This is a genomic window from Tsukamurella tyrosinosolvens (assembly GCF_900104775.1).
Taxonomy (GTDB): Bacteria; Actinomycetota; Actinomycetes; order Mycobacteriales; family Mycobacteriaceae; genus Tsukamurella; species Tsukamurella tyrosinosolvens.
The window spans coordinates 3,337,509-3,350,721 of sequence record NZ_FNSA01000003.1 but is presented as its reverse complement, the minus strand read 5'-3'; the positions used below and the strand labels follow the sequence as shown (position 1 = coordinate 3,350,721).

Sequence of the window (13,213 nt, the reverse complement as noted above, 5' to 3'; positions counted from 1 at the left end):
CGGATTCCGCCCCAGTAGAACCGGACGGTGGGGCCCGTCACAGCCCGTGTCAAGAGCGGCGCAGCCCTTCCCGGGAGGCGCAAGCGGGGTGGTACCGCGGTACCCGGCCGAGGGTCGGGGATCGTCCCCGTGCTGGTAGTAGACGGCACGAGGAGTCACCGTGAGCAGCAAGCGCCCCTATCCGCTGGTCGACATGACCCGCGACGACGACAGCCCCGCCAAGACGGGTACGCCGTCGTTCCCCGACCTCGAGGAGCGCGTCCTCGCGTACTGGGCCGAGAACGACACCTTCCGCCGGACGATCGCGAACCGCGCCGACGCGGAGGAGTTCGTCTTCTACGACGGTCCGCCCTTCGCCAACGGCCTGCCGCACTACGGCCACCTGCTGACGGGCTACGTCAAGGACCTCGTCCCGCGGTATCAGACGATGCGCGGCAAGAAGGTCGACCGCCGGTTCGGCTGGGACACCCACGGCCTGCCCGCCGAGCTCGAGGCCGAGCGTCAGCTGGGGATCAGGGACAAGTCCGAGATCGAGACCATGGGCGTGGAGAAGTTCAACGACTACTGCCGCACCTCGGTGCTGCGGTACACCGAGGAGTGGCGCCAGTACGTCACCCGCCAGGCCCGCTGGGTGGACTTCGACAACGACTACAAGACGCTCGACCTGGACTTCATGGAGTCGGTCATGTGGGCGTTCAAGACCCTCCACGAGAAGGGCCTGATCTACCAGGGCTACCGTGTGCTGCCGTACTCCTGGTACGAGCAGACGCCGCTGTCGAACCAGGAGTCCAAGCTCGACGACGCCTACAAGATGCGGCAGGACCCGGCGGTCACCGTCGGGATGCCGTTGCGCACCAAGGGCACCCCGCTCGAGGCGCTCGACGGTGTCGAGGCGCTGATCTGGACCACCACGCCCTGGACGCTGCCGTCGAACCTCGCGATCGCCGTGCACCCGGACCTCGACTACGTGCACGTCACCGGCGCGGACGGCAAGGACTACCTGCTCGCCGAGGCACGGCTGGGCCAGTACGCCCGCGAGCTGGGGGAGTCGCCCGAGGTCAAGGGGACGTACAAGGGGCGTGACCTCGAGTTCGCCGCCTACGAGCCGCCCTTCGACTTCTTCGCCGGGCATCCCAAGGCGCACGTGACGCTGCTCGCCGATTACGTGACCACCGACTCCGGCACCGGCGTGGTGCACCTCGCGCCCGCGTTCGGTGAGGAGGACATGGACCTCGCCACCGGCAAATACGGCATCGAGGTCGTGCAGCCGCTGGACCCGGGCGGGAAGTTCACCTCCGCGGTGCCGCCGTACGAGGGGCTGCAGGTCTTCGACGCCAACCCGGTGATCGCGAAGGACCTCAAGGCCAAGGGACGGCTGCTGCGCCACGAGACCATCGAGCACAGTTACCCGCACTCCTGGCGCTCGGGCCAGCCGCTGATCTACATGGCCGTGCCCTCGTGGTTCGTCGAGGTCACCAAGATCATCCCGCGCATGCTGGAGCTGAACCAGGACATCACCTGGAACCCCGCGCACATCCGCGACGGCCAGTTCGGCAAGTGGGTCGAGGGCGCGCGCGACTGGAACATCAGCCGCAACCGGTACTGGGGCGCCCCCATCCCGGTGTGGGTGTCCGACGACCCCGCGTACCCGCGCGTCGACGTGTACGGCTCGCTCGACGAGCTGGAGCGCGACTTCGGCGTGCGCCCGACGAACCTGCACCGCCCGTACATCGACGAGCTGACCCGGCCGAACCCCGACGACCCGACCGGGAAGTCGACGATGCACCGCGTCCCCGAGGTGCTGGACTGCTGGTTCGAGTCGGGCTCCATGCCCTTCGCGCAGGTCCACTACCCGTTCGAGAACCAGGAGTGGTTCGACAGCCACTTCCCCGGCGACTTCATCGTCGAGTACAACGGGCAGACCAAGGGCTGGTTCTACAACCTGCACGTGCTGGCGACGGCCCTGTTCGACAGCGCCGCCTTCCGCACGGTCGCGGCGCACGGCATCGTGCTGGGCCACGACGGACTGAAGATGTCGAAGTCGAAGCGGAACTACCCGGATGTCAACGAGGTCTTCAACCGCGACGGTTCCGACGCGATGCGCTGGTTCCTCATGGCCTCGCCCATCCTGCGCGGCGGCAACCTCGTGGTGACGGAGCAGGGCATCCGCGACGGCGTGCGGCAGACGCTGCTGCCGCTGTGGAACGCCTACTCGTTCCTGCAGCTGTACGCGGAGCGGCCGGCCACGTGGCGCACCGACTCGCAGGACGTGCTGGATCGCTACATCCTCGCGAAGCTGGCGCAGACCCGCGACACGATGACCGAGGCCCTGGATACCTGCAACATCGCCGACGCCTGCGAGGAGCTGCGGCTGTTCGTCGACGCGCTGACCAACTGGTACGTGCGCCGCTCGCGGGCGCGGTTCTGGGACGGCGCGGACTCCGGCGCGTTCGACACGCTGTACACCGTGTTGGAGACCACGTGCCGGCTCGCGGCGCCGCTGCTCCCGATGGCCAGCGAGGCCATGTGGCGCGGCCTCACCGGCGGGGAGTCGGTGCACCTGACGGACTGGCCCGCGGCGTCGGACCTCCCGGCCGACCCCGAGCTGGTCGCCGCGATGGACGAGGTCCGCGACGTCTGCTCGGTGGCCTCCTCGGTGCGCAAGGCGAACAAGCTGCGTGTGCGGCTGCCGCTGCACACGCTCACCGTCGCCGGGCCGGGCGCGGAGAAGCTCGCGCCCTTCGCGTCGATCATCGCCGACGAGGTGAACGTGCGCGACGTGCAGGTCTCGCCCGACGCCGACGCGTTCGGCCGCGTCGAGATCGCCGTCAACGCCCGCGCCGCCGGGCCGCGCCTGGGCAAGGACGTGCAGACGGTGATCAAGGCCGTCAAGTCCGGTGACTACACCGTCGCCGACGGCGTCGTGACCGCCGCGGGGATCGCGCTGCAGGACGGCGAGTACACCCGCAAGCTGGTCGCGGCCGCGCCGGACTCCACCGCGGAGCTGCCCGACGGTGCGGGGCTCGTGGTGCTCGATCTCTCGGTCGACGCCGAGCTCGAGGCCGAGGGCTGGGCCAAGGACCGCATCCGCGAGTTGCAGGAGGCGCGCCGGGCCGCCGGCCTCGACGTGAGCGACCGGATCGCGCTGGTGCTCGACGTCCCCGCCGAGCACGCCGCGGCGGCACAGACGCACCGGGAGCTCATCGCGGGCGAGGTGCTCGCGACGTCGCTCGAGTTCGGTTCGCTCGACGGGGACGCCGACGCTGTCGACCTGGGCGACGGCGTGCGGGCCCGCCTGACTCGCGCCTGAGCGACGTCGCGCCGTGGCCGAGGCGGACCGGGTGGGGTCGGTCGATGCGGAGCGGAGCGCCCGGTGGGTGCTCCACTTCGACATGGACGCCTTCTTCGCGTCCTGCGAGCAGCTGACCCGGCCCACCCTGCGCGGTCGTCCCGTGCTGGTGGGCGGGCTCGGCGGCCGCGGCGTGGTGGCGGGGTGCTCGTACGAGGCGCGGGTCTTCGGCGCGCGATCCGCGATGCCGATGCACCAGGCGCGCAGGCTCGTCGGCGCGGCCGCGGTGGTGCTGCCCCCGCGCGGCGCGCTGTACGGGACGGTGAGCCGGCGCGTCTTCGCGACGGTGCGGGAGCTCATCCCCGTCGTCGAGACGCTGTCGTTCGACGAGGCCTTCGGCGAGCCGGTCGAGCTCGCCGGGGCCTCCACCGATGAGGTGACCGCCTTCGCCGAGGAGCTCCGGCGCCGGATCCGCGAGGAGACGGGGCTCGTCGCCTCCGTCGGCGCGGGGGCGGGGAAACAGGCCGCGAAGATCGCCTCCGGTCTCGCCAAGCCCGACGGGGTGTCCGTCATCCCACCCGCCGCCCAGGAGGCGATGCTGTACCCGCTGCCGGTGCGCAAGCTCTGGGGCATCGGTCCGGTGGCGGGGGAGCGGCTGTCCCGCTTGGGGATCGACACCATCGGGCAGTTCGCGGCGATGAGCGAGGTCGAGGTGGTCTCGGTCCTCGGCGTCACGCTGGGGCCCGCGCTGCACCGGCTGGCCCGCGGCGAGGACGACCGGCCGGTGGCGGTGAACGGCGAGGCGAAGTCGATCAGCGCGGAGCACACTCTCGAGACCGACGTGACCACCATGAACGCGCTGCGGCGGGAGATCGACCGCAGCGCCGAGCACGCGCTGCGGCGGCTGCGCCGGGACGGGCGCGGGGCGCGGACCGTCGTGCTCAAGCTCAAGCGGTCCGACATGTCCCTGCTCACCCGGTCCGCGACCCTGCCGTCCGCCACGACCGACGGTGCCGTGCTCACCGCGACCGCCCAGCGCCTCGCGCTCGACCCGATGGAGATCGGCGGCCTGAGGCTCGTCGGTGTCGGCTTCTCCGGGCTGAGCAGCGTGGAGCAGTTCGCGCTGTTCGGTGACGAGAGCGACAGGAACGACGAGGCCTCCGGGGCGGCGGACGAGGTCGCAGACGACGACGGCGGTGTCGACCCGGCCGAGGTCCAGATACCTGTCGTGGGGTGGCGCCCCGGCATGGACGTGCGCCACCCCGAGTTCGGCCACGGCTGGGTGCAGGGCGCCGGCCACGGCGTGCTGTCGGTGCGCTTCGAGACCCGGAGCTCCGGCGCCGGCCGCATGCGCAGCTTCAAGGCCGACGACCCCGACCTGCGCGAGGCCGACCCCCTCGACTCCCTCGACTGGCCCGCCGAACACCTGCGTGTCGACGAGGACGACGAGGACTGAGTCATTCGCCGTACGCTGCGAACCCGGCGTCGATCGTGCGCCTCAGCTCGGCCCGCTCGGGTTCCTTCATCCAGTCCATGAGGGCGAACTTCTGGTAGTACGTGTCAGCGGTGAAGTCCTGGCCGAGAAGATAGGGCCGGGTGCAGTAGTCGAAACCGGATTCTCCGATGTACACGTCGTTTTCGGCGCAGTATCTCGTGAGGCCCTCGGCGATGTGCCATACGTCGCCGTCGAACCAGAAGACTCCGCTTGCGACGAGTACGGTGCCGAGCGATTCGTCGGAGAAGTCGATGAAGCCGGTAGCGGCGGAGTCACGCAGAACGAGCTCCATGAGATCGGTCGGCACCCCGTCGTAGAACCCCCGCTGGACGATCAGCTCCTCATTGATGACGTTGAGGAGCCCCTCGTGTTCATACGTCAGGAGCAGGACCCGTCCGTCGTCGGAGAATTGCCACGCCGTGTTCTGACCACCGCCGTCCTCCCATACGAACAGGCCATTCTCGACGGGAGATGGCTCGAGGAAGTCATCGATCATCTCGATGAGCGCGGCGCGGCGCTGGAGCTCGGGGATGGGCGTCCGTTGCAGTGCGTCCCAGTTGTCCACTCGACGATCATGCCGGACCACGCCGGCGCGCACCGTCACGCGGCACCATCGAGTTCGGTCGGTGCGGCACTGTGCCAGGCGTCTTCCTGGTCGTGCTCCTCAAGAAGTGATTCGAGGATGGGCGGGCCATGAGGGCCGTCGAGGATCGCGGCGATGTCGTCGTGGATCGTGCCGACGCACTTCTCGTACCGGACGCGGAGTTCCTCGCTGCGCCACAGGTTCCGGAGCTCGGCGCACCGGGCGCGCCACCGTTCGAGGGCGTGCCGGTAGAGCTCGTCGGCGTGGTGCGTGTGGTTCACCCGGTGCTCGTGCGACGGGTCCGCGGTGCGGCGCCAACCGGTGCGGCCGGCGAACTCACCTGCACGGACCGTGATGGTGTCCCAACCCCGCGGGAAGTCGCCGGTGTCGGGGGTGACCTTCCCGTGGTGCGCGTCGCAGGCCAGCGTCAGGCAGGTGATGTCGGTGGCGCCGCCGTCGGCCCACTCGGTGATGTGGTGCACCTGGCAGCGGGTGGCGGGCGCGTCGCATCCGGGTGCGGTGCAGCCCTTCTCGGCGCCGTACAGCGCGATCCGTTGATCAGCAGAGGCGAGGCGCTTCTCGCGCCCGAGGAACAGCGGCCGCGACGCGAGGTCCAGGACCAGGACGTACTTCGGATTGGTGCCCATCATGCGCAGCGCGTCGGCGACCGGGAGCCTGCCGCCGGTCGCGGTGGTGGCGACGCCGGTCTCCGTCTCGAGCTGGTCGATGCCGAGCGTGATGATCGGTACACAGGGCACGCCGCGATGCTGCCCGAGCCCGCCGGACGCGATGGCGAGCCCCAGCGCGGTCACCAGTGCGTCGTGGTTGCGTTGCGGGGTGGTGCGCCGGTCGCGCTTCGCCGCCGCTTTCACCGCGTCCTGATCCGCCAGGTCCACGGGATCGTCCGCGTCCGCGGGATTGTTCACGCCGGGCCGCGCGAGCTTCTCCAGGATCGTGTCCAATAGTACGCGGCCCTCGGGGGTCAGGTCGCCGCCGAACGAGGTCATCAGGTCGTCGTCCTGCATGCCCACGGTGAGCCCGCGGGCGCGATCGACGACGTCGGAATCGGGCTCCGCCCCATCGGGATCGAGGTGTGCGAGCGCGAGGGCGCCGATCACGGCGAGGTCCTCGGGCGTGACGTCCGCGGCGGCGGTGACGAGCACGTCCTCGAGGATCGCGGCCTGGTCGGGCCGGATCGTCCTGCGGCACTTCGCGAAGACGTGCTCGATCGCGAGGGCGTGACGATCGGAGATCGTTCCGTCGCGCTGCGCCTCGGCGACGAGCGCATACCGCGGCTCGGGGCACACGCCGTGCCCGTGCTGGGGAGCGCGGTCCCGCGCGCCGTGGATCCGGTCCCGCGCCTCGCCGCCCGCGAGGCGGAGCCGCTGCACCAGCAGCTCCTTCATCCCGGTGTACCCGAGCTGCCCCGGCAGACCCTGTTCCACCGCGACCTGAGTGAGGAGGTGCTGGCTGAAGGGCACCTTCCGAACCGCTGTCTCCAGCCGCTCCAACGAGGCGAGAACGTCCTGTGAGTCGAGCATGACGGGGTCGGCCTGCGCGAGTCGCTCGGCCGCGTGTTCGAAAGAGGCGAGCGCATCGAGATACTCCGCTGCTGTGCAGGTAGAAGTGTTCATCTCGCCCCCCTCGGACACCTTCATTCTACCTCGATGTTCGATGGGACTGCAACGATTATCGATGAAAGGTTCGATGAAATGGTGTGGTCGTCAGGGCGCGAGCATCACCGAGCGAAGGCGCTCCAGGTCGGCGAGCACCGTCGCGCAGTCCCGGTCGAAGTCCGCGTCGCTGGCGCCCAGCCGCCGCACCGTGAACAACACCTCCGCACCGTCCGGTTGCGCCAGCACGCGCAGGGGATTGTTCACGACGGTGCCGTCGGGCAGCGTCACGTCGTGGTCGAGCACGCCGAACGGATTAGCCGCCGCGAACCGCACACGCACCTCGCCCATCGGCGAGTCCGTCAGCAGGTCGTCACCGTCGAACCGCACGCCGGTCGCGAGGCCGGCGGCCCAGCGGACCAGGTTCTCCGGATCGCGGGCGAAGGCGTACACCTCCGCGGCGGGGCGGGGGATCACGACGCTGATGTGGCGGGACTCCTCGGTCATCCCGCCACGCTACCGAGGGGCGCGGTCGTACGCTGCGAACACGGCGCGCAACCTCGCGAGCGCGGCCTCCTCCTCGCCCGGCTCCTCGTAGTAGCCGTTCGCCACCTGCTCGGCGATCAGCGCCTCGGCTGTGAACTCCTCGCCGAATCGGTAGTCGCCCAGGGCGTACTCGAACCCGACGTCGTGGCTGAAGACGCCGTCCGCGATCAGGGAGATGTCGTGGGTGGCGCAGTAGTCGACCAGGCCCTGCGCGACGTGCCATGCGGCGCCGTCGAACCAGAAGACGCCGCTCGCGTGGGGAAGCGTCTCGCCCTCAGTGTTCGCGATGGTGAGGAACTCGTAGTTCGAAGGTTGGTTCGCGACCATTGCTACGAGGTCCGTCGGGACGTCGTCGAAGACCGCGCGCTGACCCGCGTAGTCGTCGTCGTAGAAGTTGAGCGAGCTTTCGTGCTCGAACGTCAGCAGGAGTACGCGCCCGTCGCCGGCGAAGAACCAGCCGGCGGCCTGTCCACCCCCGTCGTTCCATGCGAACCGCACGCCACCGGGGACGTCGACGGGCTCGATGTCGTTCCACGTGTCCACGATCGCCGCGCGCCGCCGCACGTCGGCGATCGGCGTGCGCTGCAGGTCCTCCCAGGTGCTCATGACATCACTATGTCACAAGTCAGGGAACGTGAATCCACTCTGCGATATGGTGCAGAAGTGGGGAGTCGCTTCAGTCAGCAGAACAGTCAGGTGCCCGAGCGGTTGCGCGACGGGACGCTCGTGCGGACCCTGCCGGACAACAGACTCCGTGCCGCCTCGATTCTCGTCAACCCCGGCTATTTCACGGCGGGCCGGGTGGCGGAGCTGCTCGAGGCGTCCGGCGCCGGATCTGCGGAAGCGCGGGAAGCTGTCCGCGCGGCGCGTGCGGCGTACCAGGCACACCTCGACCGGTCGGAGGGCGAGGGCGACTGGGTGCGGTTCGACGCCGCGTGCGACGCGATCGCCGCGAAGGGGATCCTGGTGCGGCAGAACTTCACCTGCTGCCGCACCTGCGCCGACGCCGAGATCGGGGACGATCGTGCGGATGAGTGGGGCTACGTGTTCTTCACCCAGCAGGACGCCATTGCCCTTGCTTACGCAGAGCCGTCCGTCTACCTCGGTTACGGCTCCTTCGGTCCGTCGCCGTCGATCGATCCCGCCGAGCTCGCGAGGGCCGGGGGCGACGACGACCGGATGGCCGCGCTGTACGAGCGCACGTTCGACGATCTCGCTGCCGTGATCACGTCGGCTCTGGACGCCCAGGGGCTCCACTACGAGTGGGACGGTGACACCGAAACCCGGATCCGTGTCGTCGGGTTGGATTGGCGCAGGCCGCTTCCGTAGCACGACGGGGTCACGAGCACCCGGCCGGACGGAGCGGAGGGGCGGGGCGGTCCCCCGGCGATGTGCGGGGCACAATCCGAAGCGATCACGCACTCGACGGACGGAGGAGCACGATGGCATCGATACTCGACGGGATCGTGGTCGCGGACTTCAGTCGGGTCCTCGCGGGACCGCTCGCGACGGTGATGCTGGCGGACCTCGGCGCCGACGTGATCAAGCTCGAGCGCCCGGGCACGGGCGACGACACGCGGCGCTGGGGCCCGCCGTGGACCGACGGCACGAGCGCCTATTTCGAGTCGGCGAACCGCTCGAAGCGCAGTGTCGAGCTCGACCTCGACGATCCCGAGGATCGCGCGGCGGCCCGGGAACTGGCGCGCCGCGCCGACGTCCTCGTCGAGAACTTCCGCAGCGGATCGCTCGACGCGAAGGGCTTCGGCTACGAGGAGCTCGCCGCGGCGAACCCACGCCTGATCTACTGCTCGGTCACGGGATTCGGCTCGGATGCGGGCGCGGAGCTGCCGGGCTACGACTTCCTCGTCCAGGCCCTCGGCGGGCTGATGAGCATCACGGGCGAGCCGGACGGCGACCCGATGAAGGTGGGTGTCGCCCTCGTGGACGTCCTCACCGCCAAGGACGCCGTCGCCGGGATCCTCGCCGCCCTCTACGAGCGGGAGCGCTCGGGCCGGGGACAGCGCGTCGAGGTGAATCTGCTCTCGTCCCTTCTCGGTTCGCTCGCCAACCAGGGCGCGAACTTCCTCGCGACCGGCGCCACCCCGTCGCGGATGGGCAACAGCCACCCGTCGATCGCTCCCTACGAGACACTCCGCTGCCGCGACGGCATCCTCGCCGTGGCGTGCGGCAACGACGGCCAGTTCGCGCGCCTCGCCGCCACCGTGGGAGCCGCGGACCTCGCCGACGATCCACGCTTCGCGACCAACCCGGACCGCGTGCGCCACCGCGCCGAGCTGGTCCCGCTCCTCGAGCAGGGGCTCGCGGCGCACGAAGCGGAGGAGTGGGCCCGCCGGCTCACGGAGGCGGGGGTGCCGGCCGGCACCGTCGGCGACGTCGCCTCGGGATTCGCACTCGCCGAACGCCTGGGCCTGCGCCCACGGGTCACCGTCGGCGACAGTGCGATGGACCAGGTGCGCAATCCGATCGGCTTCTCCCGCACCCCCGTCGTCGACTACCGCAGGCCGCCGGGCCTGGGCGAGCACACCGAGGCCGTCCGCGCCGCGCTGAACTCCCAGCACCGGCGGGACTGACGCGCGGTCAGTTCACGTCCGCGAACGCCTCGACGGCCTCGTTGCGGCCCGCGACGATGAGCACGTCGCCCTCCTGCACCACCGTGTCGTAGTCGGCGTGCGTGAAGTCCTCACCCGGATGCTTGATCGCGACCACGGTGATCCCGTACTTGTGCCGCACGCCGGAGTCCTTGAGCGCCTTGCCGACGATGCTGCGCGGGGCGTGCGCTTTGACCATCGCGTAGTCCTGCTCGAACTCGACGTAGTCGAGCATCTTGCCGCCCGTCACGAGATGCGCCACCCGCTCGCCCATCTCGTGCTCGGGGAGCACGACGTGGTGCGCGCCGACCCGTTCGAGGATCCGACGGTGCTGATGGCTCGTGGCCTTCGCCCAGATGTTGGGGATCCGGAACTCCGAGAGCAGCGACGTGGTGAGGATGCCCGCCTCCAGGTCGGAGCCGATCGACACCACGGCGTGCGCGAAGTCGGGCACGCCCAGCTGCTTGAGCGCCTCCTCGTCGGTGGAGTCGGCGACCGCCGCGAAGGTCAGGTCGTCGGAGATCCGCTGCACGCGGCGCTCGTCGACGTCCAGCCCGAGGACCTCCGCGCCCTGCGCGATGAGCTCGCGCGCCACCGACGCGCCGAACCGTCCCAGCCCGATGACGACGATGCGCATCCCGGTGCGCTTGAGTGACTTAGCCAACGATCGGACGCTCCTCCGGCAACTCGTAGCGGCGTTCGCGCTCGCGCAGGGCGAGGGCGGACGCCACGGTCACGGGGCCGAGTCGCCCCGCGAACATCAGGACCACCAGCAGTATCCGCCCGCCGAGGGGCAGGTCGTCGGTGATCCCCGTACTCAGGCCCACCGTCGAGAACGCGGACACCACTTCGAACAACACCGCGTCGAGCTCGAAATGCGTCATCTGCAGCAGCGTCAAGGTGCCCACCATCACCGCGCCCACGCTCATCAGGGCCACCGTGATCGCCTGCCGCTGCACGTCCGCGGAGATGCGCCGGCCGAAGGCGTGCACCGTAGGCTCGCCGCGGACCTCCGCCCAGATGACGAACGCGAGGATCGCGAACGTCGTCACCTTGATCCCGCCCGCGACACCGCCGCTGCCGCCGCCGATGAACATGAGCACGTCGGTGGTGAGCAGCGACGTGGGGTGCATCGCGCCCACGTCGATCGTGTTGAAACCGGCCGTGCGCGGCGACACCCCGGCGAACATGCCCGTGAGGATCTTGCCCGGCACGTCGCGCGGTCCCAGCGTCGCCGGGTTCGACCACTCGAACGCGGTGATCAGCGCGACGCCCGCCACGAGCAGCGCGAAGTAGGTGACGAGGGTCAGCTTGGTGTGCAGCGACCAGCGGGTCAGCGCGGTGTCGCGGTTCAGGCGACGGCGCATCGCTCGCGTCACCTCGTAGATCACCGGGAACCCGAGGCCGCCGATCACGATCGCGGCCATGATCGGCACGACGATGCCGGGGTCCTCGGCGAACCGGGTCAGGCTGTCCGAGTAGAGGGCGATGCCCGCGTTGTTGTAGGCCGTGACGGCGTGGAACACCGCGAGATACGCGGCGCGGCCGAGGGAGACGTCGTAGCCCAGCGCGAACCGCGCGAACAGGAACAGCGCCGTCACCGCCTCCACGGCGAGGCTCATCCGGACCACGCCGAGCACCACGCGCTTGCTCTCGCCGAGCTCGAGGCTCTTGTTCTCCGCCTGCGCCAGGATCTGCAGCCGCAGCCCGATGCGGCGCGCCACCAGCAGCCCGAGGAGCGAAGCCAGGGAGATGATCCCGAGACCACCCACCTGCACCAGCACCATGATCACCACCTCGCCGAAGGTGGACCAGTGCGATTCGGTGTCGACCACCGCCAGCCCGTTCACGCAGACCGCCGAGGTGGCGGTGAACAGCGCCGTGCTCAGGGCGGTCCGCTGGCCGTCGGTGGCCGCGATCGGCAGCGAGAGGAGGACGGTGCCCAGCACCGTCGCCAGGCCGAACCCCAGGACGATCAGGCGTGCCGGCTGGGTCGGGCCGGCCATTCCGCGGGCCATCAGCCGAACCTACCGCGCCCCCGCGCTACCGCCCGAGGTACGCGCCGATCCACCGCGGGCCCACGCCGGCGGCCAGCAGGGCGAGCAGCACGATCCGCGCCTGCCCGGGACGCAGCCGACGCGAGAGCAGCGCACCGGCGGCGACGAGATCGGCCGCGCCGCCGCCCCCGCCGTACGCGGCGTCGACGGGGCCGGACGCGATCCGCGTCGAGACGACCACCACGACGCCCGCGTCGAGGGCGCGCCGCACAGCGTCGGCGAGCGCCACCGTCGTGTTCCCGCTCCCGGTGCCCGCCAAGACGATCCCGCGCGCCCCGGCCGCGACGGACGCGTCGACGAGGGCACCGTCGGCTCCCGGATAGGAGGCGACGACGTCGACCCGGACATCGGCGATCGGTGCCTGCTTGGTCAGCAGGCGGTGCGGCGCCGTGCCCTCCAGCTCGGCGACCGGCAGGCCGCCCGCGAAGGGCTGCGGCGCGACCGTGGAGACCTTCGCGAGCCCGCGCACCGTCTGCACGTTGCCGGCGAAGGAGAGCAGCACGCCGAGCCCCCGGTACGCGGGGTCGGCGGCGACGGCGATCGCCTCGGCGAGGTTCGCGGGGCCGTCGGCGGCGGGGGAGTCGGCGGGGTGCTGCGCGCCGGTGAAGACCACGGGCCGCGGGTCCGCGTGCGCGAGGTCCACGAGGAGCGACGTCTCCTCCATGGTGTCCGTGCCGTGCGTCACCACGACGCCCGCCACATCCGGGTCGCCGAGGGCGTCGGTGACCGCGGCGCGGATCTCGTCGAGCTGGTCGAGCGTCAGGGCGGAGGAGTCCGTGGCGGTCACGTCGCGGACCGTCACGTCGACGCCGGGCACGGCCCCGGCCGTCGCCACCAGCGCCGCGCCCGCGTCGGCCGGGACGGCGGCACCGGAGTCGTCGTGGCGGCTGGCGATGGTGCCACCCGTGGCGAGCACGATCACTGCAGGCATGCGAAGCAGCATCGCATGCCGGGCGCGGGCTGCGGTGGCGCACCGCGCCACGTTTGGCATAGTGGAGGCGGCGAAGCAGCGGCCGGACGG

General features: G+C 70.6%; 11 protein-coding genes. 4 read left to right on the top strand and 7 right to left on the bottom strand.

Annotated elements, in window-relative coordinates; translation table 11 throughout:
• Positions 1–193: 193 nt before the first annotated feature.
• Both ileS and BLW32_RS18575 read left to right on the top strand, forming a co-directional pair.
• Positions 194–3,310, top strand: a complete 3,117-nt coding sequence (ileS, locus tag BLW32_RS18580; protein ID WP_068739681.1) for an isoleucine--tRNA ligase — start codon at positions 194–196, stop codon at positions 3,308–3,310.
• Between the two features lie 82 nt (positions 3,311–3,392).
• Positions 3,393–4,745: a DNA polymerase IV gene (locus BLW32_RS18575; protein WP_231857288.1), complete on the top strand. Its 1,353-nt coding sequence runs from the start codon at positions 3,393–3,395 to the stop codon at positions 4,743–4,745.
• Position 4,746: 1 nt separating this feature from the next.
• Here BLW32_RS18575 and BLW32_RS18570 read toward each other — a convergent pair whose 3' ends face one another.
• The 4 genes from BLW32_RS18570 to BLW32_RS18555 all read right to left on the bottom strand — a co-directional run bounded on the left by BLW32_RS18570 (position 4,747) and on the right by BLW32_RS18555 (position 8,132).
• The gene (locus BLW32_RS18570) at positions 4,747–5,349 is read right to left on the bottom strand and encodes a hypothetical protein (protein WP_068739145.1); all 603 of its coding nucleotides are present in this window, start codon (positions 5,347–5,349) and stop codon (positions 4,747–4,749) included.
• A 35-nt stretch (positions 5,350–5,384) separates the two neighbouring features.
• Entirely contained in the window at positions 5,385–7,001 is a 1,617-nt protein-coding gene (locus BLW32_RS18565; protein ID WP_074851035.1) for an HNH endonuclease signature motif containing protein, read from the bottom strand.
• Positions 7,002–7,091: 90 nt separating this feature from the next.
• Positions 7,092–7,487: an SRPBCC family protein gene (locus tag BLW32_RS18560; protein ID WP_068739141.1), complete on the bottom strand. Its 396-nt coding sequence runs from the start codon at positions 7,485–7,487 to the stop codon at positions 7,092–7,094.
• Positions 7,488–7,496: 9 nt separating this feature from the next.
• Entirely contained in the window at positions 7,497–8,132 is a 636-nt protein-coding gene (locus BLW32_RS18555) for a hypothetical protein (protein ID WP_068739139.1), read from the bottom strand.
• Positions 8,133–8,189: 57 nt separating this feature from the next.
• On the opposite strand from BLW32_RS18555, the gene BLW32_RS18550 reads away from it, so the two are divergent.
• A complete protein-coding gene (locus BLW32_RS18550) occupies positions 8,190–8,855 on the top strand; it encodes a DUF6891 domain-containing protein (protein WP_068739137.1) in 666 nt (221 codons plus the stop codon).
• A 113-nt stretch (positions 8,856–8,968) separates the two neighbouring features.
• Complete coding sequence (locus BLW32_RS18545; protein WP_068739135.1) at positions 8,969–10,117, top strand: CaiB/BaiF CoA transferase family protein; 1,149 nt, start codon at positions 8,969–8,971, stop codon at positions 10,115–10,117.
• Positions 10,118–10,124: 7 nt separating this feature from the next.
• Here BLW32_RS18545 and BLW32_RS18540 read toward each other — a convergent pair whose 3' ends face one another.
• Genes BLW32_RS18540 through BLW32_RS18530 form a run of 3 tightly spaced genes read right to left on the bottom strand, consistent with a single transcriptional unit; the run spans position 10,125 to position 13,123 of the window.
• The gene (locus BLW32_RS18540; protein WP_173677389.1) at positions 10,125–10,772 is read right to left on the bottom strand and encodes a potassium channel family protein; all 648 of its coding nucleotides are present in this window, start codon (positions 10,770–10,772) and stop codon (positions 10,125–10,127) included.
• A gap of 19 nt (positions 10,773–10,791) precedes the next feature.
• Positions 10,792–12,153 (bottom strand): TrkH family potassium uptake protein, encoded by a 1,362-nt coding sequence (locus BLW32_RS18535; protein WP_068739133.1) that lies wholly within the window; start codon positions 12,151–12,153, stop codon positions 10,792–10,794.
• A 25-nt stretch (positions 12,154–12,178) separates the two neighbouring features.
• Positions 12,179–13,123, bottom strand: coding sequence for an asparaginase (locus BLW32_RS18530; RefSeq protein ID WP_082791153.1), 945 nt, complete (start codon positions 13,121–13,123; stop codon positions 12,179–12,181).
• Positions 13,124–13,213 lie beyond the last annotated feature (90 nt).